This window comes from Cryobacterium aureum (assembly GCF_002954245.1).
In the GTDB taxonomy this organism is placed as follows: domain Bacteria; phylum Actinomycetota; class Actinomycetes; order Actinomycetales; family Microbacteriaceae; genus Cryobacterium; species Cryobacterium aureum.
Genome location: NZ_PPTG01000009.1, coordinates 327382 through 344818, shown reverse-complemented (window position 1 = coordinate 344818; position 17437 = coordinate 327382). Strand labels below are relative to the sequence as shown.

Below are 17437 nucleotides of genomic sequence, written 5' to 3'. Positions count from 1 at the left end.
CTGGGTTCGCTACGTCGGTGTTACTTGTTCCAGTTGAGTTTTTCGGTGGGGGTGGCTGCGCGGTTTTGTGCGGCGGGGCGCCAGGTTTGGGTGGGGTCGAAGATGAGGGGTCCGCGGATCCAGGGGCGGCCGTCTCTCATGTCGATGTCCCAGCCGGAGGTGTCGATGCTGGCATGGCCGGCGTTGCAGAGCAGGACGGCGTTGTCGATATCGGTGGGGCCGCCCTGGCGCCACGGGACGACGTGGTGCACTTGGGTGAGATGGGGTGGCATGGTGCAGCCGGGGATGACGCAGCCGCCATCTCGGGCGGCGAGTGCTCGGCGTTGTTGGGCGGTGAAGAAGCGGTTGCTGGTGCCGAGGTGCAGGATCTTTCCGTTGTGGCCAAACAGCACCGGTTGATACCCGCCGGCGCAANGGATCTTTCCGTTGTGGCCAAACAGCACCGGTTGATACCCGCCGGCGCAAATGAGTTCGTCGACTTGGTTGGTGGTGAGGGGGCCGTCGAGGCCATCGATCCAGCCGGCGCCGCGGCCGGCGAGGAGGTCGTTGATGTTGATGTGCACGAGCACGGTGGGGGCGGCTCCGCCCATGGTCGGGGTGCCGGGCTGCCGGGCGGCGGCTGCGAACACAGCGCGGAGGATGCCAGCTTGCTTTTCGCTGCGGGAGCGGGTGTCGTCGGGTTGCTGCGAGCACGGACTCAAGGGGTTGGGTGGGTCGTTATCCTCGACCTCGACCTCGACCTCGGTTTCGGCTTCGGCTTCGACCGTGGTTTCGGTCTCATCGGCGTCGCCATTGCCGTCTGTCTCGCTGGTACTGGAGTCGGCAGGGTCGGTCTGACGAAACTCCACGGTGGCGCGCGATCTGCGTTCGGTGCCAGGAGTAGCTGCGGTGGCGTTGGCTCCGGGGACCGGGTTGGACGCGGCGGCGGACAAGTACGCGTCAAAGACGTTGCCGATGATGGCGCGGTCGAGGGTGGTGAACCAGCCGTTGAGGCTGTAGCCGCCGTTGCTGAGGGTGCCGAAGGTGAGCCAGCTGCGCCGCTCCGGCGGCGTCTCGCCGGGCGCCGTGCCGTCGGGGGCGAGGCGGGCCTTCCACTGGATGCCCTGCTGCCGCAGCCACTCCGGCGCAAACGCGATACCCGCACCGGGCAGCCCCTCGGTTTCGGGGGTGATCGCGCCGGAGCCGCTGGCGACGAGGGAGCGTTCGACCCGGTCGAGGTCTTCCACCAGAACTGAAGAGCGCAGGCCGTCGAGCACCGTGACGATCACCCGGGCCTGCTCGAGACCGAGTTCCCCACCTTGCAGGGCTTCGCCGAGAACGGGGTAGGTGGGAGTGAGGGGGCGACCGAGCAGCATCCGCTGGCCGGCTTTCTCACCGAGCGCTGACCGCTGCCGCACCTCCGAGCGAGACAGCCGGGCCAGGGTGCAGACCAGCTCGACGCCGCTGCGGCAGCCCAGCCGACGGGCCAGCGTCGGCGCACCCAGAGTCGGCGCACCCAGAGCCGTCGCACCCAGAGTCGGCGCTCCCGAACCAGCCTCGCCCGGGCCGGTCGGCGGGGCGCTCCCCGCCATCGGAGACGCAGCAGCAGCAGTACTCGTAGCAGAGGCCTTGGCTGCAGATGACTGAGCAGCGGCCTGGGCAGCGGCAGCATCGAAATATTCGGAGCGGCGCAGCACATCGGTCGTCGAGAGCACCCGGGCCCCGTCGACCACCCGGCCCACACTCTCCAGCGCCAGCAACATGGTCAGCGACTCTTCATCACCGAGCAGCCCGAACGACACCCCACGCAACGCCGCCAACAGAATCTCCCGAGCCTGCTCCACCGCCACAATGACGGGGTGTGAGCTGAACTCACTCGGGTTTTCCATGAACATGGGTGCCATTGCCTCCTTCATGCCAATTCTACCGCGAATCGAACACAAAGTCGATAGAATCTCAGATAGATTCCCAGCAGCAGATATGACCGCCTGATCCGAATTCGTCGACACTGGTGCCACTGCTACGAGACAGGACTTGGTAACAGCTCGTATTTCGTCGCCGCAGCGATTTAGTGCCAACGTGGTGATGTCGAAGTAATGAGCGATTTTTCATCAAGCTCGAAGGACTTCGAAACTCATCACTAGCCGTCCCGCACGTCCTGAAGAAAATTGCGCACGTGCTCGCCCAGCGCTTCAATGCGTTGCTGGCGCGCGGCCTCAACGTCGAAACCGATGTAGGCGACCGAGGGGAGTTTGCGCACGTTCGCCGAACATTCGAAATTGGCGCAGGCGAGAATGCCGATGGTGTCGCCGTTTCGCCCAGCCTGCCCGGCGCGTTTGGTGCTGAAGAACGCCACATCGTTGGGAAGCTGTACGTCATTGCACCAGGAGCACTGCGGTCGGGTTGTCATTTTTCCCTTGCGCTCGCGAAGCAGGAGCCCGACTGGGCTGTCATCGAGGCGGGCGATGACATAACCGATTCCCGGAATCTTGGGGTCGCGCCAGCCGAGATAGTCGAGCTTGTCCCAAGCCAGTGCGGCCAGGTTCGGCGGCAGGGTTACGGCCTTGCGCTCACTCAGGGAAGCGTTGATGAACGCGGCCCGGATATCCGTTTCGGTGAGCGGGAACATGAGAAGCCTTGTCTTTCGGGTGCGCATTTGGGCAGTTTGTCTAGACTACGCTCGCGGTCGCCACCCGTGCAGCGGTGCCCGAGGTCGTTCGGGAGCGATTTTTCGTTCGAGAGTAGGCTGTGCCGCATGAAAGCCGCCGTGTACCGCCATTACGGACCCCCGAGCGTCGTTCACGTCGAGGATGCGTCGCCTCCGGTGCCGCAAGCCGGGGAGCTGCTCGTGCGGGTGGTTGCCAGCACGGTCAACCGCACGGACTGCGGGTTTCTCAGCGGCAAGCCCCACGTGGTGCGGCTGTTCAGCGGACTGCGAGCGCCTCGGGCGACGATTCTGGGCTGCGAATTCGCCGGCGAGATAGTGGGTGTGGGTACCGGCGTCAGCGCTTTCGCGGTCGGACAGCGAGTGTTCGGCTACAACGGTGTGAAATTCGGGGGCCACACTGAGTACCTGACCATCGCCGAGACGGGCCTCGTCGCCGAGATCCCGGCCGGGACGTCGTACGAGCAGGCAGCGCCGACCATCGAGGGCGCCCACTACGCGCTCAACATGATTCGCGCGGCACGGGTCACGGCCGGACAGAATGTGCTGGTCAACGGCGGCACGGGAGGAATCGGGTCGGCCGCCGTGCAGCTGCTGGTGCAGCTCGGCGTCCGTGTCACGGCTGTCTGTGCCACCGCGCACCTGGCCCTGGTGGAATCGCTCGGCGCCGAACGAGTCGTGGATTACCTCCGGGAGGACTTCACCGCGCTCGATAATGAGTTCAACGTGGTGCTCGATGCTGTCGGGAAAAGCTCCTTCGGGCGGTGCCGGCGCGTCCTCGTTCCGGGCGGACTCTATGTTTCCTCGGAACTCGGCACCCTGTGGCAGAACCCGGTTCTGGCACTCACGACGCCGCTGCTGCTGCGCCGGAAGCGGGTGCTATTTCCCATTCCTCGGGACACGCGCGAGGACGCGCTATTCCTGCAAGCGCAAGTCGCAGCGGGTGCGTTTCGGCCGGTGATCGATCGAAGTTACCCGCTCGAGCAGATTCGTGAGGCCTACGAGTACGTGGCGGCCGGCCAGAAGATCGGTAACGTCGTCATTCGCGTGCGCGAGGAGTGACCTCAGGAGTAGCTCCGGCGGCCTGGCGCTCACGGAACGCGATCATGTTCATGCGGTTGCCGCAGCGCACGCTGCAAAAACGCTTGGACCCGTTGCGGGAGAGGTCGAGAACCAGGCCGGTGCAGTCATCCGCTTCGCAGATTCGCAGGCGTCGCATTTCGTCGCTGCGAATCACGTCGATCAGCGCGAGGGCAGCCTCCACACGCATCCGCTCGCCGAGTGGCGCCTCGGGCACGGTCGCGTGCAGGTGCCAGTCCGAGGCATCATGGCGTGCTAGCTGGGGGAGGGCTCTGGCTTCGCGCAGGATGCGGTTGACCTGGATGACCGCATCATCGCGATCGAGGGTCCAGACCCGGCGAAGCAGGGTGCGGGTCTGCCGCACATCGAGGAGTTCGGCGGCGTCCCCGTCGATGCGACCGGTGAACGGAATGGGGGCGAGCATGGCGGTGAGGTCGGCGAGCGTTTCGAGTTCGTCACGGCCACTGCGCGAAGCTCCAGGATCGGTGTCGCCAAGCAGAACCACGAATTCGAGAGCCTCCTCGGTGTCAGGGGCAAAATGCAAGTTGACTCCTTAACAAATCAGTCCTACTGTCAGTGGCATAGGCCAGTTTAGACCATGACGGGCCCGTGTCGTCTGAAGGAGAAGCATGAAGATCTCGTCCCTGCCCGGAGGCCTGATCGTCGCCGCCATTGCTGCCATTTCGTTCGGAACCTCCGGCGCGCTGGTCAAGCCGATGCTCGAGGCCGGCTGGTCACCGACGGCCGCAGTGACTGCCCGCGCGTTAACCGCCGGGCTCGTGCTGCTGCCGCTCGCGCTGTATTCGCTGCGCGGGCGTTGGGCGGCCCTGTGGCTGGGCCGCTGGCGGGTGCTCGGGATGGGGATCGTCGGTGTCGCGTGCACGCAATTGGCCTATTTTGCCGCGCTGCAGACCATTCCGGTTTCGACCGCGCTGCTGATCGAATTTCTCGCACCGCTGATTTTGGTCGGCTTCGTCTGGGTGACGACCAAACGGATGCCGCGCCGCACGGTGCTGCTCGGCTCGGCTCTCGCCGTCGGGGGGCTGCTGCTCGTGATCGGGCCCGGTGCCATTCGGGCCGTCGACCCGGTGGGAGTGCTGTTCGCGTTCGGCGCGGCCATCGCCTGCGCGGTGTTCTTCGTGGTGGCCGCCCGCCCCGCCCGTGGACTACCGCCGATCGCGTTGGCGGCTTTCGGGCTGCTGGTCGGGGGAGGTGTGCTGGGCTTGCTCGGTCTGACCGGCTTGCTCCCCTTCACCGCATCGCTTCGTGATCTGTCGCTGCTCGGCACGCTCGTGCCCTGGTGGGTGCCGCTGCTCGCCCTCGCCGTTATCAGCACCGCGATCGCGTATGTAGCGGGCATCACGGCGGCGGGAATCCTCGGGTCGAGGCTCGCCTCGTTCGTCGGCCTGCTCGAGGTCATCTTCGCGTCGCTGTTCGCCTGGCTGCTGCTGGACGAAGTGCTGGCGCCGCTGCAACTGCTCGGTGGGCTGCTTATTCTGGGCGGCATTGCGGCAGTGGGGGAGGAACGCGTTGAGCTGGCCGCCGAGGCGCTGCCGCCCGACGAGCCGGAACTGCCGCACGTTCACGGCGACACTCACGGCGATGATGACGAGGCCGCTGCCTCCAATGAGACGACGGCCGCGGCATCCGCTCACTGAGCGCTCAACCACCGAAGCCAACGGGGCGGTGACGTCCTCTGTCTCGGCCGCGAGGGCCAAGTACGACCGGTGCGGATGTCGTGCAGAAAGTTCTCGGCGTGGGCTAGGAATCGGTTTCGCGCTAGTGCAGGAGATCGTAACCCACGCGGGCACAATCGCGGCGACATCCGTCGTTGGTGAGGGGACGATGATCACGATTTCGTTGCCCGGCACCGATCCCATTCCGGGCAGCATCAGACATGCGGGAGACTGGACGCATGTCTGATCTCACTCTGCGTGGCGGCGTTGGCAGCCGCGTTGATACCGAGATCGAGATCAAACGGTCCCGGTTCCTCTGCCGTCTAGTGCGAACCGAAACCGAGGATGCCGCGCACGCTGTCGTCGACACAGCCCGCGCGGAGCACTGGAAGGCGCGCCACCACTGCTCGGCGTTCGTGCTCGGGCCGAGCGGCGCTCCTAACCAGATACGACGCTCGAATGATGACGGTGAGCCTTCGGGAACGGCGGGCCGGCCTATGCTCGAGGCACTGGACGGGCGTGGCTTTGTCGATTGCGCGGCTGTTGTCTCGCGCTATTTCGGGGGTACCTTGCTTGGGACCGGCGGCCTCGTGCGTGCTTACTCAGATGCCATGCTGACCGCGATCGACGTGGCGCAGTCCCGCGGGCTCGTCGTGAGGCGTGAACGCCGCCAACTCTTCAGGCTTGCCCTGTCGCACGGGGATGCTGGCCGCATCGAGGCCGAACTGCGCCAGCGGGGCGTTCTCGTGCTCGGTACGGACTACGGACGTGAGGCGGTGCTGCGACTGGCCGATGATGACGCCGAGCGGCTGGCCGCCGTTGTGGCGGGCGTAACTGCCGGAGGCGCCGAACTCGAGTCGGTCGGCCACGAATGGGTCGACGTCGAAGCCTGACCCTGCTCGGTGGCGTCGAGTCGTGTGCCGTCCTTCGACGGAGACATGCCGCGGTAGATCTTGCCAGCCTCTGACTGACCGGCAAGGTCGAAGGTGTATTGCTTGCTTTGCCGGCCCCGGTCGACGAGGCGCTTGAGTAAGAAGGACGATCTGGCACGCGACACGGACAAATAAGCCAGACATTGCCTCGTCAGGCGATCAGCACCGGGGCAGGGTCGTCGATGGTCGGCGGGTTCAGCACGACCTCGAGGGCGTCGGCCCGGCCGAGCGCACCGGGATAGTTGTAGCGAGCGAAGCGCCCGCTGGGATCATTGGGGGTCTGCGGAACGGCGATCGACGAACGGCGAATGATCTCCGCAACGACGTCGGTCACCGCGGCGGGGAGTGTCTGTGCGGTGCGACCGCGCAGGCGAACGGATGCCCGCGGCCCGCCCTCCGCGCCGAACCGCAGCGTGAGCATCCGGGTGTGGGCGCGCTGACGGTCGAACATATCGAGGCGGGCCCAGATGATGTCAGCCAGAGGCACGACTCGGTGACCGGCTCGCAGTTCGCTCGTATCGAAGTTCACCCACGGCTGCGGGTAGCGCAGCCGCTGCACGAGGTAGAGCAGCAGGAACACCGGCACGACAGCTCCGAGGGCCATCAGAAAGCCCCACCAGATCGAGATATCGAGGCTTCGAGCGGTCGTAGTTCCGGCGTTGATCGGCACGATGCCGAGCATGATGCCGTTCAGCGGAGTCACCGCGAAGGTGCCCCACCAACCGGCCCGGTCCAGGCGCAGCCAGCCGGAGGGAACCGTCGCCGGGTTCGGCGCGGTTAATTCGCTCATCTCAATAACATACCATTCGCCCCGCTTTGCGGGGCGGATGTCAGACCAGGCCGGCGTCGTGAACGCAGCGGGCGATGTGCACCCGGTTGGCGGCGTTGAGCTTGGTGAACAGGTGCCCGACGTGCGTCTTGACCGTCGCGACGCCCATGAACAGCTCGGCGGCGATCTCCGCATTTGAGAGCCCGCGCCCGATCGCGATCGCCACTTCGGTTTCGCGTTCGGTCAGCTGGCCGAGCACGGTCTGCGCACGCTGCTGCCGGTCATCCGGGGCACGGATCACGGTCGCGATCAGCTGAGCGGTGACGCTCGGCGACAGCATCGGTTCTCCGCGGGCGACCCGGCGCACCGCTGCGACGAGCTCGGCCGGCGGGGTGTCCTTGAGCAGAAAACCGGTGGCACCGTGCCGCAGTGCAGTGAGCACCATCTCGTCGGTGTCGAACGTGGTCAGCACGATCACCCGGGCCGGGTCGCCGCGCTCCTGCAGGGCGCGGGTGGCCGCCAGCCCGTCCATGAGTGGCATGCGGATGTCCATGAGCACGACATCGGGTGTCGCCCGGCCGATCAGGTCGAGCCCGGCTCGGCCGTCGCCAGCCTCGCCGACGATCTCGATTGCCGGGTCTCCGCCCAGAATGAGCCGCAGGCCGGTGCGCACCAGGGCGTCGTCGTCCACGATCGCGACTCGCACGGTCAGGTCCATGGCAACCATGCTTGCAGAAGAAAAAAGCCGTCCGGTTCGATGCTGTAGCGGATGCGTCCACCGACGAGGTCGGCGCGTTCCTGCAGGCCGATCAGCCCGACGCCGCTTCCGGGCGGGCCGGCGGCATGTTCCCGGGGATCGATCGGATTGCGCACGCCGAGTGTCAGCAGGTCGCCGGAGTGCTCGATCCGAAGGGTGACCGGCTGACCGGGCGCGTGCTTGCGAGCGTTGGTGAACGCTTCCTGCACGGTGCGATAGGCGGTGCGGGAGACCGTTTTCGACAGCCCCTCCGTGGTGGCGTCTGACCAGGCCGAGCCGGAGGCACCCGTCTGGAGGGTTATGGTCGTGCCGGCCTCGCGCGCCTCGGTCAGCAGCGCGGGCAGGTCGGCCAGTGTCGGCTGGGCCGGTTCGGGGTGGCCAGAATCACCGGTCTCCTTTCGGCCGCGCAGTACGCCGAGCACCTCTCGCAGCTCGCTCAGGGCGAGGTGGGCGTTGTCCTGGATGATGCCGGCGGCCTGCGCCGTCTCCTCCCGGGTGAGGTCGGTTCGGAAGGTGAGTGCGCCGGCGTGCAGGGCGACGAGGGAGATACGGTGGGCCAGCACGTCGTGCATTTCGCGGGCGATGCGGGTGCGCTCGGCGCCCCGGGCCGACTCGTCGCGCAGGGTCTGCTCGCGTTCGGCGTTCTCGGCGCGCTCCCGCAGGCTGATCAGCAGGTCCCGGCGCGCGCCAATATAGAAGCCGGTGGCGACGGAGATGGCGTAGATCGCGATCGCCACCGCAATGGACACCCACGGCGCAGGGTACATCGCGATGCCGGACACGCTTGCCCGCACGATGGTCTCGTAGACGAACGTGGCCACGGCCCAGATCCCACCGACGACGACCACGCCGCCCCAGCGGCGCTGGGTGCTTATGGAGATGGCGGCCCAGATGGCCGCGGCGAGCGCGGATGCCGACACGGATGACAATGCGGCTGTGACGACAGCGATCAGCAACGGTCGGCGGCGACGCAGCGGGAGCAGGCACAGTGCGACGACGCCGAGAACCAAGTCCAGGAGAATGAGCCCTCCGAGCGTTGCTTCCGCCAGGTGGGAGTCGGAGGAGGCGCTCGAGTAGTCGGCGATGACCAGGGCCAGAAAGACGATGGCAGTCGCGATGCTCGCGAGGTAGCGCCAGATGCGCGACCAGGGCGCCAGCCGCTGATTGTTCGACGCCGGCACGGGAATGATGCGCGGCTCGTCGGTCAGGGTCGGAGGGGGCCAGGGGATCATTCTCTCAGCGTACGGGTGGGCTGCCGACCCCGCCTCCACCCGGCGTCTGAGTGCCTGCGACTAAAGGGGGAGACGATCGAGACTCCGGGGCGATCCGCCCCGGCGCGGTGGCCGCAACCATGGGGGAATGATCAACGCAGAACACCTCACCAAGCGCTACGGCTCCCGGCTGGCCGTCGACGACGTCTCCTTCAACTGCCGCCCGGGCCGGGTCACCGGCTTCCTCGGCCCGAACGGGGCCGGCAAATCCACCGTACTGCGCATGCTGTGCGCACTCACCACTCCGACCACGGGGCGCAGCCTCGTGCTCGGGCATCCGTTTCGAGAGCTGCACAACCCCGGCCGCCAGGTGGGCGTGCTGCTCGACGCGAGTGCCCAACACGGTGGACGCACCGGCCGGGAAATGCTTTCGGTCTCAGCCCAGCTCATGAGCGTGCCGGCTGGCCGGGTGCAGCAAATCGTCGACCACGTCGGCCTGACCGCGCGTGAAGCGGATGCTCGCACCCGCACCTACTCCCTCGGTATGCGCCAGAGGCTCGGGCTCGCGCACGCTCTGCTCGGTGACCCGCGGGTGCTGATTCTGGACGAGCCGGCTAACGGACTGGATCCGGCCGGCATCCGCTGGATGCGAGGCCTGCTGCGCTCCTTTGCGGATACCGGTGGCACGGTTTTGCTGTCGTCGCACCTCCTGCACGAGGTTGAGGCCATGGCCGACGACCTGGTGATCATCGGTAACGGGCGCATTCTGGCCCAGGGCAGCGCGAACGAGCTGCTGGCCGCCCCGGGCACTCGGGTGCAGAGCCTCGACGACGACGGCCTGCTGGCTGAGCTTCTCGCAGCCGGCCATGCGGCCGACGCGACGGCCGACGGGGTGTCGACCGGGGCATCCGCACCGGAGGTCGGTCGTATCGCGCTTGCCGCCGGCATCGTGCTGACCGACCTGCGGTCCGCCGAAGCCTTCGGGCTGGAAGAACTGTTCTTTGACATGACCGCCCAGCACGGGCGAGAGGAAGTCGCAGCATGAGTACCCTGACCGAACCCGCCCGGCCCATCGTTCCAAGCAGGGTCGAAGCCGCTGGAATCCCGTTCACCCGACTCTGCCTGGTGGAATTTCGCAAACAGATTGATACCCGCGCGGGGATCTGGCTGCTGATAGTCATCGCGCTGGTGAATACCGCGCTCATCGTCCTGACCCTGACCACAGCGCCACCAGTCGCGCTCACCTGGCAGAATCTCACCATCGCGGCGTCGTTCGGGCAGCTGATGCTGCTGCCCCTGGTTGGCGTGATGGCTGCGACGGGCGAATGGTCCCAGCGCACGGCGATGACGACCTTTGCCCTGGAACCGCGGCGAACCCGCGTGAACCTGGCGAAGCTGGCATCCACTGGCGTGCTCGCGCTGATCGTTATGGGGCTGACGCTGATTGTCGGTGCCCTGCTCAACGTCGTCGGTCTGGTCTGGCGCGATGGTGACGGCGACTGGGCGCTGGACTGGGCGGTGCTCGCGGGAACGACCCTGGCCCTGCTGCTCGTCGTGGTGCAGGGGGTCGCGTTCGGGCTGGCATTTCTCAGCACGCCGGTAGCGATCGTCGCCTATCTGGCTCTGCCCACGCTGTGGTCTGTTCTCACGGGCTTTATCGCCGCGCTCGCGGGGCCGGCGCAATGGCTAGACATGAATTTCACCCTGTTCACCCTCTCGGCCGGGGAAATGACGGGGTCGGACTGGCCGCGCCTCGGTGTTTCGGTAGCGGTCTGGGTAGGACTGCCGCTCGCCGCCGGCTTCTGGCGTACCGCGCGCCGCGATGTGGCCTAGCGGTATTTCTCGGGCCGGGGAACGCTTGGCGCGGGCTGGGCTAATGCCGTGGGGCGTGTTTGGCATCTAGGCTGGCAGTCATGACCGGCAAGAAGGACCGCGGTGACGCGCAACCCAGCGACGCCCGACTCAACGTGGCCCGATACCAACTCAAGCGGATGCTGCCGCCCGATCAGGCAGACACCGCCGCGACAGAAGCGAACGAGCCGGAGCAGAACTCCGCCGGGCAATCCATGATGGAAGCCCGCGCCCAGTACGTGGAAATGGCCATTCAGCAGGCCATCCGGCGCGGCGAGTTCGACAACCTGCCCGGGGCCGGCAAGCCGCTGGCGAACCTCGAGCGTGGCTATGACCCGGACTGGTGGATTCGCCAGAAGATCGCGAGCGAGAAGATCACCGGGCTCGGTCCGCCCGCGCTCACCCTGCGCACCGAGAATGCCGAGCTCGACGCCCGGCTGGACAGCGTGCAGTCTGAGGCTGCGGTGACCGAGATTCTCAAAGATTTCAACAGCCGAGTGGTGGCGGCACGACGGCAGTTGCAGGGCGGGCCGCCCGTGGTCACCCCCACTCGCGATGTGGCGGAACAGCTCGCCCTCTGGCGTGAACGCCGCGCCGCGCGGAGCGAGGCGGCCCGGTGGCAGCGCGAGAGTGAGGCCGCGGCGCTCGCCGCTATGCCCTGGCGGGAACGCCGCCGCGCCCGCTCCCGGTGACCGCGGGAGTCGCCTCAACCGTTCTGGCCCAGAAAGTCCGTGATCGCCGCTGCCATTACCGGTGACTGCGTCCAGTGTAGGTAGTTGCTGGATGCCATTTTTAAGCGCGCCCGATCCCCAAGGAAACATTTCGGCACCTCGAGCGTTGGCTCTCACATGAAGACAATTGTGTACAGCGAAACCGGTGACCCGTCCGTGCTCCATCTTGTTGATCGACCGGTGAGCGAACCCGGTTCCGGAGAGGTGCGCGTTCGGATCGTGGTGAGCGCGGTCAACCCCACCGACTGGAAGTCGCGTCGTGGCACCAAATCGGGCGAGGCGCTGGCCTTCACCGACGTGGTCCCGAACCAGGACGGCGCGGGTTTCGTCGATGCAGTCGGCCCTGGTGTGTCGAACCTTGCCGTCGGCGATCGCGTCTGGTTAGCCCTCGCCGCCTACCAGCGGGCGAATGGCGGAACTGCCCAGGAGTACGCGGTGCTTCCGGCCGAACGCGTCTTTTTGCTGCCCGCCCCGGCCACGTTCGACCAGGGAGCCAGCCTCGGCGTGCCGGCCATCACCGCCTACCGGGCCCTGACTGTCGCCGAAGATGGGCCAACGCGCCTGCATCCCGGGGCGCTCGACGGCAAGATCGTGCTCGTCGCGGGAGGGGCCGGCGCCGTCGGCCACGCCGCCATCCAGCTCGCCCGCTGGGCCGGCGCCACCGTGATCACGACCGTGAGTGGGCCAGTCAAGGCGACGCTGGCGACAGCTGCCGGGGCAGACCACGTGCTTACCTACACCGAGTCCGATGTGGCAGCCCAGATTCGACAGCTTGCGCCCGACGGCGTCGACCTGATCGTCGAGGTGGCTCCCGCCCAGAACTCCGAACTCGACCTCGCGGTCATTCGCAATCGCGGATCCATCGCGGTCTACGCCAACAACGGCGGCGACCAGATGGCCCTCGACGTGCGCAAGCACTTCAGCCTCAACGTGCGATACCAGTTCCTACTGCTATACACCGTCGGCATCGAGGTCGTGCAGCAGGCGGCCGCCGCGATCAATGAGGCACTCGTCGACGGCGCATTGCCCGTCGGAGCGGATGCGGGTCTGCCGTTGCACCGCTTCGACCTCGCCGACACAGCGGATGCCCATGCTCTCGTCGAAAGCGGCGTCACCGGCAAGGTGCTGATCGACGTCTCCGCGGGCTGACCCGCGGTGGCTAGATCAGGAAATCCCGGCGCTGTGCGACTTAGCCTGCCCGGGATTGGGCGGTTCGGGCTGCCGGTTCTCCTGAATTAGCCCGGCGACAGTCTGCGTGTGATGCCAGAAGCCCCCTCGCCGCGAACGGTAAGGGGGCTTCTGGCCGGTAGCAGGGTTTAGTACTCGCGGCGCGGAGCGCGCGGCGGACGGTCGCCCTGCTCGGCGGAGCGAGAGGCGCCGCCCTTGTCGGCACGCAATTCGATGAGCTTGCCGCTGATGCGGGTGTTCTCAAGCTTCGAGAACACGTCGCCGGCCAGGTCGGCGGGCAGCTCGACCAGCGAGAACTCCGGCAGAATCTTGATGTGACCGAAGTCGTCGCGGCTCAGGCCACCCTCGTTGGCAAGGGCGCCGACGATCTGACGCGGCTCCACCTTGTGACGCTTTCCGACCTCGATGCGGTACTGCGCCATCGGCTTACCGCTCGAACGCACCGGGCGTTCACTGCGCACCGGACGGTCATCGCGGGCGCCGTAGCTGCCTCGGTCGTCGCGGCTGCCGCCTCGGTCATCGCGACCGAAACGGTCTGAGCGGTCAGGCCGGTCTGAGCGGCCGCCGCGCTCTGGGCGATCGCCGCGCTGCTCCGAGCGCTCAACACGCTCGTCGCGTTCGATACGCTGCTGCGCCCGAACATCCTCGGCGGAAAGCAGCAGGGGAGTCTCTCCCTGCCCGACGACGGCGAGGGCTGCGGCTACGTCAACCTCGGGCACATCGTGGTGGGACACGTAGTGCGCGATGATGTCGCGGAACTTGCTGATGCGGTCGGTCTCGTCGAGCGCCGCCGTGATGGCATCGTCGAAGCGAGTCAGGCGCGTCACGTTGACGTCCTCAACGCTCGGCAGCTGCATCTGGGTGAGCGGCTGGCGGGTGGCCTTCTCGATCGCGGAGAGCAGACGACGCTCGCGCGGCGTGACAAAGCTGATCGCTGCGCCCGAGCGGCCGGCCCGGCCGGTGCGGCCGATGCGGTGCACGTACGACTCGGTGTCGATCGGAATGTCGTAGTTGACCACGTGGCTGATGCGCTCCACGTCGAGGCCGCGAGCAGCGACATCCGTTGCGACGAGAATGTCGAGCTTGCCGCTCTTAAGCTGGTTGATCGTGCGTTCGCGCTGCACCTGCTGCACATCACCGTTGATCGCCATGGCCGAATAACCGCGCGCACGCAGCTTCTCGGCCAGCAACTCGGTCTCGTTCTTGGTGCGGGCGAAGATGATCATGCCCTCGAAGTTCTCCACCTCGAGAATGCGGGTGAGCGCATCGAGCTTCTGCGGGTAGGACACCATCAAATAGCGCTGGGTGGTGTTGGCGCTGGTCGTGGTCTTGCTCTTGACCGTGATCTCTTCGGGATCGTGCAGGTACTTCTTGGAGATGCGGCGAATCTGCGCCGGCATCGTGGCCGAGAACAGCGCGACCTGCTTGTCATCGGGGGTGTCAGCGAGAATGGTCTCGATGTCCTCGACGAAGCCCATGTTCAGCATCTCGTCGGCCTCATCGAGCACCAGGAACTTCAGCTCCGAGAGGTCAAGGGTGCCCTTGGCGAGGTGGTCCATGATACGACCGGGAGTACCCACAACGATGTGCACCCCACGACGCAGCGCCGAAAGCTGCTGGCCGTAACCCTGTCCGCCGTACACCGGCAGCACGTGCACGCCGCGCATGTGGGCGGCATACTTCTCGAACGCCTCACAGACCTGCAGCGCGAGCTCACGCGTTGGCGCGAGCACGAGGGCCTGCGGGTTCTTCTGGGAGAGGTCGAGACGGTTCAGAATCGGCAGCGCAAACGCGGCCGTCTTGCCGGTACCGGTCTGGGCGAGTCCGACAACGTCGCGACCCTCCAGCAGTGGGGGAATAGTGGCGGCCTGAATGGCCGAGGGGGTTTCGTAGCCGACGACTTTGAGCGCCTTAAGCATGGCGTCATTGAGTCCGAGATCGGCGAATGTCTTGGTTGCAGTGGCAGTTTCTGCCTCGTTCTGCGCTGTGGTGTCTGGTGCGGTCATAGTATCAAAGGTAGCCGACGTGGCCGCCCCCGGTGTAAAAGCCGGTCCGGCAACTTTCACGGCGGATTCCCGCGGCCGCAGCATCCGCTTGCGTACTGCGCTGGTAGGCCATGCGTCCGCCCCCGCTGATCCACGCTCAGGGCGGGCTGCAACACTGGTCTCATGGAACAACGCGTGAACTTCATCACCCTGGCCACCAGCGACCTCGAAGCTGTTCGCACTTTCTACCGCGACGGCCTGGGCTGGACTCCACTCATGGACGTTTCCCGGTGAGATCGTGTTCTTCCAGGTTGGACCTGGCCTCATGCTCGGCCTGTTCGACGCTGAGAAGTTCGACGAAGATCTGCAGCGCGAACACACGAGCGTCGGTGCGACCGGTATCACGCTCTCGCACAACCTCGGAAGCCGCGATGAAGTCACTGCGACGATCGCGGCAATGAAAGCCGCCGGTGGTACCGTGCTCAAACCCGCTCAGGACGGCGCCTTCGGAGGTATCTTTCACGGACACGTCGCCGATCCGAACGGCATCATTTGGGAGGTCGCGCACAACCCCGGCTGGCACGTTGACGATGACGGAACCGTGTCGCTGGGCTAAGCCTTCAGGAACTGAATCGCCGCCTCGCGGAACGGCCGCGATGTGGGCGCATTGAAGTGGTTGCGACCGGGGATCTCAAAGAAAGCGCCGTTCGGAGTGGCCTCGGCCAACGACCTGGATGCATCGAGAATGCTGTCCTCACTTCCGGTCGCGAACAACACCGGTTGGCCGGGCGCGTTGGCCGGGCCGGGCTGTGGGCCGCCGCGCATGCCCTCAACCAGGGCGACAAGCGCCGCGAGATCGTTGCCCGGCAGTGCCTTCGCCATCTGGAGGTAGACGCCGGTGAGTCGATCGGCCACTTCGGCACCGTGTTCCAGGTGGGCGCGGGCATCCGCTATCTGAAAACGTTTCAGCGGATCACCGTCGGGAATACCGCCGAGAACCACCTGTGTGATGCGGCCGCCCATTTCGCGGGCAGCCTGCCAGCCGACCCGGGCGCCGAGAGAGTAGCCGATGTAGCGTACCTCGGTGAGCAGGTAGGCGTCGAGCACGGTCTCGACGTCGCCGACGAGCAGTTCCATCGTGTACGCGTCGGGGGAGTGCGGCTTGTCGCTCGCGCCGTGGCCGCGCTGGTCGATGCCGATCACGTGGAAACCGGCGCGCGTCAGGTCGCGCGTCCAGCCGGTGGCATGCCAGTTCGCGATCGCGCTGGAGGCGAAGCCGTGCACCATGAGCACGGTGGGATGGTCGGGGTCGCCCAACTCGTAGGTGGCCAGTTGCACCCCGTCGAGAGACGGGACAAAACGGTGCTCGGGGGCGGTTCGGTGCAACATGCCCCTATCTCACCACGGATGCTGGGCCGCGGGCGGCCACCTGCCCCGCCAGCACGGTATCTCGGGATGGCGACGGCTGCGCTAGCGACCGGCACACCAAACATGAGGAAGTGTTCAGGAAAGCCGTGCATACTGGAAACTTCGCCCCGCGACGCCGCCTGTGGAGTATCGATCCAGAACCGCTAGTGCGACCGCCAGCGATTCGTCCTCTGAAAGCTAGGCCTATTTCTTCTTCAACCACGCCCACCACATCCCTTGAGACCGACGGCAGCCGCCTTCAGGCTACGCGTCGTCGCCGCAGCCGGAAGCGGAGCCGCTTTCTCGTAGCCGGCGCCACCATCGCCATCGCCTCCGTTGTCGGCACAGGCTTCGCGGTGCAGTCCGCTGTCGCAGACCAGAACGCACGCACAGCCGTCATGACGGCGTTGGTCTCCAGCGGTGCTGGCCATGCCGAACAGTTGAAACTCAACACGGAGCGCTTGCGAGACCGTGCCGAACTCGCCTCTGAAACGGCCGTGACGGGGGCCAGCGTCGTAATCGCTGCAGCGCAGGGCAAGACGGATGCCACGGGCCTGTCGGAATCCGTAGCAGCGCTCTCCCATGTCACCCTGCTTGCTCCGGAGCGCATTTTCGAGCTCGTCGACGTAACGACAACCGAAACCGCGAACGTGCAGGCTTCCACGACGGAGGTCGATCGCGTTGCCGCCGAGCAGGCAGCGATTGCCCAGGCTGACGCGGCTGCTGCTGCTGCTGAGGCTGAGGCTGCAGCTGACGCAGCCGTGCCGGCGACACCGGCCCGCCCGTCCGCTCCAGCTGACCCCAGCGCGGCGCAGCAGATCGCCCGTCAACTCATGGCCAGCCAGTACGGCTGGGGTGACGATCAGTTCGGTTGCCTGGTGAGCCTGTGGGACAAAGAATCAGGCTGGAACGTGAACGCCTACAACGCCTCCAGCGGTGCCACCGGCATCCCGCAGGCACTGCCCGGAAACAAGATGGCCACGGCCGGAGCCGACTGGCAGACCAACCCCGCCACCCAGATCACCTGGGGCCTGGGCTACATCGCGAGCCGGTACAGCACACCCTGTGACGCCTGGGACAAGTCCGAAGCGTCCGGCTGGTACTAGAGCGCGAGAGCGGTACGTCATAGCCAGGTGGCTAGGAGGTTTTCGATGTGTCGCGTTCTGGTCAGGCAGGAACCAGAGCTTGACCGCGGCTCGAAGGTGA

17 protein-coding genes and 1 pseudogene are annotated in these 17437 nt (G+C 66.3%); 9 read left to right on the top strand and 9 right to left on the bottom strand.

The window, feature by feature from the left end; translation table 11 throughout:
• Window positions 1-20: 20 nt before the first annotated feature.
• Both CJ028_RS04585 and CJ028_RS04580 read right to left on the bottom strand, forming a co-directional pair.
• Complete coding sequence (locus CJ028_RS04585) at window positions 21-1571, bottom strand: HNH endonuclease signature motif containing protein (protein ID WP_439099028.1); 1551 nt, start codon at window positions 1569-1571, stop codon at window positions 21-23.
• 548 nt (window positions 1572-2119) lie between these two features.
• Window positions 2120-2635, bottom strand: a complete 516-nt coding sequence (locus tag CJ028_RS04580) for an FBP domain-containing protein (protein WP_439099026.1) — start codon at window positions 2633-2635, stop codon at window positions 2120-2122.
• Between the two features lie 99 nt (window positions 2636-2734).
• On the opposite strand from CJ028_RS04580, the gene CJ028_RS04575 reads away from it, so the two are divergent.
• Window positions 2735-3706, top strand: coding sequence for an NAD(P)-dependent alcohol dehydrogenase (locus CJ028_RS04575; RefSeq protein ID WP_105034078.1), 972 nt, complete (start codon window positions 2735-2737; stop codon window positions 3704-3706).
• Here the strand turns inward: CJ028_RS04575 and CJ028_RS04570 are convergent.
• Window positions 3684-4268 carry a CGNR zinc finger domain-containing protein gene (locus tag CJ028_RS04570; RefSeq protein ID WP_105034077.1) on the bottom strand — a complete coding sequence of 195 codons (585 nt, stop codon included), beginning with the start codon at window positions 4266-4268 and terminating at the stop codon, window positions 3684-3686. The genes CJ028_RS04575 and CJ028_RS04570 overlap by 23 nt on opposite strands.
• An 85-nt stretch (window positions 4269-4353) precedes the next feature.
• Between CJ028_RS04570 and CJ028_RS04565 the strand changes: the two genes are divergently transcribed.
• Both CJ028_RS04565 and CJ028_RS04560 read left to right on the top strand, forming a co-directional pair.
• Window positions 4354-5382, top strand: a complete 1029-nt coding sequence (locus CJ028_RS04565; protein ID WP_105034076.1) for an EamA family transporter — start codon at window positions 4354-4356, stop codon at window positions 5380-5382.
• Window positions 5383-5639: 257 nt separating this feature from the next.
• Window positions 5640-6293 (top strand): IMPACT family protein, encoded by a 654-nt coding sequence (locus CJ028_RS04560; RefSeq protein ID WP_105034075.1) that lies wholly within the window; start codon window positions 5640-5642, stop codon window positions 6291-6293.
• Window positions 6294-6295: 2 nt separating this feature from the next.
• Here the strand turns inward: CJ028_RS04560 and CJ028_RS21305 are convergent.
• The 4 genes and pseudogenes from CJ028_RS21305 to CJ028_RS04540 form a co-directional block, all read right to left on the bottom strand.
• Window positions 6296-6430 (bottom strand): annotated as a pseudogene (locus CJ028_RS21305) (manganese catalase family protein); the annotation flags it as partial.
• Between the two features lie 53 nt (window positions 6431-6483).
• The gene (locus tag CJ028_RS04550) at window positions 6484-7122 is read right to left on the bottom strand and encodes a hypothetical protein (protein WP_105034074.1); all 639 of its coding nucleotides are present in this window, start codon (window positions 7120-7122) and stop codon (window positions 6484-6486) included.
• Window positions 7123-7162: 40 nt separating this feature from the next.
• A complete protein-coding gene (locus CJ028_RS04545) occupies window positions 7163-7819 on the bottom strand; it encodes a response regulator (RefSeq protein WP_105034073.1) in 657 nt (218 codons plus the stop codon).
• Window positions 7810-9090 carry a sensor histidine kinase gene (locus CJ028_RS04540; RefSeq protein ID WP_105034072.1) on the bottom strand — a complete coding sequence of 427 codons (1281 nt, stop codon included), beginning with the start codon at window positions 9088-9090 and terminating at the stop codon, window positions 7810-7812. Before CJ028_RS04540 ends, CJ028_RS04545 begins: the two co-directional genes overlap by 10 nt.
• Window positions 9091-9217: 127 nt before the next feature.
• On the opposite strand from CJ028_RS04540, the gene CJ028_RS04535 reads away from it, so the two are divergent.
• The 4 genes from CJ028_RS04535 (at window position 9218) to CJ028_RS04520 (ending at window position 12800) form a co-directional block, all read left to right on the top strand.
• Window positions 9218-10114 (top strand): ABC transporter ATP-binding protein, encoded by an 897-nt coding sequence (locus CJ028_RS04535; RefSeq protein ID WP_105034071.1) that lies wholly within the window; start codon window positions 9218-9220, stop codon window positions 10112-10114.
• The gene (locus CJ028_RS04530) at window positions 10111-10902 is read left to right on the top strand and encodes an ABC transporter permease (protein WP_105034070.1); all 792 of its coding nucleotides are present in this window, start codon (window positions 10111-10113) and stop codon (window positions 10900-10902) included. The genes CJ028_RS04535 and CJ028_RS04530 overlap by 4 nt, the downstream gene beginning before the upstream one ends.
• Window positions 10903-10982: 80 nt before the next feature.
• On the top strand, window positions 10983-11612 hold the full coding sequence (locus tag CJ028_RS04525) for a DnaJ family domain-containing protein (RefSeq protein ID WP_240607084.1): 630 nt from the start codon (window positions 10983-10985) through the stop codon (window positions 11610-11612).
• A gap of 156 nt (window positions 11613-11768) precedes the next feature.
• On the top strand, window positions 11769-12800 hold the full coding sequence (locus tag CJ028_RS04520; RefSeq protein WP_105034069.1) for an NADPH:quinone reductase: 1032 nt from the start codon (window positions 11769-11771) through the stop codon (window positions 12798-12800).
• Window positions 12801-12967: 167 nt separating this feature from the next.
• Here CJ028_RS04520 and CJ028_RS04515 read toward each other — a convergent pair whose 3' ends face one another.
• Entirely contained in the window at window positions 12968-14845 is a 1878-nt protein-coding gene (locus CJ028_RS04515; RefSeq protein WP_105034068.1) for a DEAD/DEAH box helicase, read from the bottom strand.
• Window positions 14846-15122: 277 nt separating this feature from the next.
• Between CJ028_RS04515 and CJ028_RS04510 the strand changes: the two genes are divergently transcribed.
• Window positions 15123-15440 carry a VOC family protein gene (locus tag CJ028_RS04510; protein WP_240607083.1) on the top strand — a complete coding sequence of 106 codons (318 nt, stop codon included), beginning with the start codon at window positions 15123-15125 and terminating at the stop codon, window positions 15438-15440.
• On the opposite strand, the gene CJ028_RS04505 is transcribed toward CJ028_RS04510, so the two are convergent.
• Window positions 15437-16213 carry an alpha/beta fold hydrolase gene (locus CJ028_RS04505; protein WP_105034067.1) on the bottom strand — a complete coding sequence of 259 codons (777 nt, stop codon included), beginning with the start codon at window positions 16211-16213 and terminating at the stop codon, window positions 15437-15439. The two genes, CJ028_RS04510 and CJ028_RS04505, sit on opposite strands and share 4 nt — an antisense overlap.
• Before the next feature lie 374 nt (window positions 16214-16587).
• On the opposite strand from CJ028_RS04505, the gene CJ028_RS21140 reads away from it, so the two are divergent.
• Window positions 16588-17337 carry an aggregation-promoting factor C-terminal-like domain-containing protein gene (locus tag CJ028_RS21140; RefSeq protein WP_205683934.1) on the top strand — a complete coding sequence of 250 codons (750 nt, stop codon included), beginning with the start codon at window positions 16588-16590 and terminating at the stop codon, window positions 17335-17337.
• The last annotated feature ends 100 nt before the right edge of the window (window positions 17338-17437 follow it).

Bases quoted from the DNA above. Each gene is read 5' to 3' on its own strand.
- CJ028_RS04580 (WP_439099026.1), bottom strand. From the start codon at position 2,635: ATGCGCACCCGAAAGACAAGGCTTCTCATGTTCCCGCTCACCGAAACG.
- CJ028_RS04520 (WP_105034069.1), top strand. From the start codon at position 11,769: ATGAAGACAATTGTGTACAGCGAAACCGGTGACCCGTCCGTGCTCCAT.
- CJ028_RS04550 (WP_105034074.1), bottom strand. From the start codon at position 7,122: ATGAGCGAATTAACCGCGCCGAACCCGGCGACGGTTCCCTCCGGCTGG.
- CJ028_RS04530 (WP_105034070.1), top strand. From the start codon at position 10,111: ATGAGTACCCTGACCGAACCCGCCCGGCCCATCGTTCCAAGCAGGGTC.
- CJ028_RS04505 (WP_105034067.1), bottom strand. From the start codon at position 16,213: ATGTTGCACCGAACCGCCCCCGAGCACCGTTTTGTCCCGTCTCTCGAC.
- CJ028_RS04525 (WP_240607084.1), top strand. From the start codon at position 10,983: ATGACCGGCAAGAAGGACCGCGGTGACGCGCAACCCAGCGACGCCCGA.
- CJ028_RS04515 (WP_105034068.1), bottom strand. From the start codon at position 14,845: ATGACCGCACCAGACACCACAGCGCAGAACGAGGCAGAAACTGCCACT.
- CJ028_RS04545 (WP_105034073.1), bottom strand. From the start codon at position 7,819: ATGGACCTGACCGTGCGAGTCGCGATCGTGGACGACGACGCCCTGGTG.
- CJ028_RS04535 (WP_105034071.1), top strand. From the start codon at position 9,218: ATGATCAACGCAGAACACCTCACCAAGCGCTACGGCTCCCGGCTGGCC.
- CJ028_RS04575 (WP_105034078.1), top strand. From the start codon at position 2,735: ATGAAAGCCGCCGTGTACCGCCATTACGGACCCCCGAGCGTCGTTCAC.
- CJ028_RS04540 (WP_105034072.1), bottom strand. From the start codon at position 9,090: ATGATCCCCTGGCCCCCTCCGACCCTGACCGACGAGCCGCGCATCATT.
- CJ028_RS04560 (WP_105034075.1), top strand. From the start codon at position 5,640: ATGTCTGATCTCACTCTGCGTGGCGGCGTTGGCAGCCGCGTTGATACC.
- CJ028_RS04565 (WP_105034076.1), top strand. From the start codon at position 4,354: ATGAAGATCTCGTCCCTGCCCGGAGGCCTGATCGTCGCCGCCATTGCT.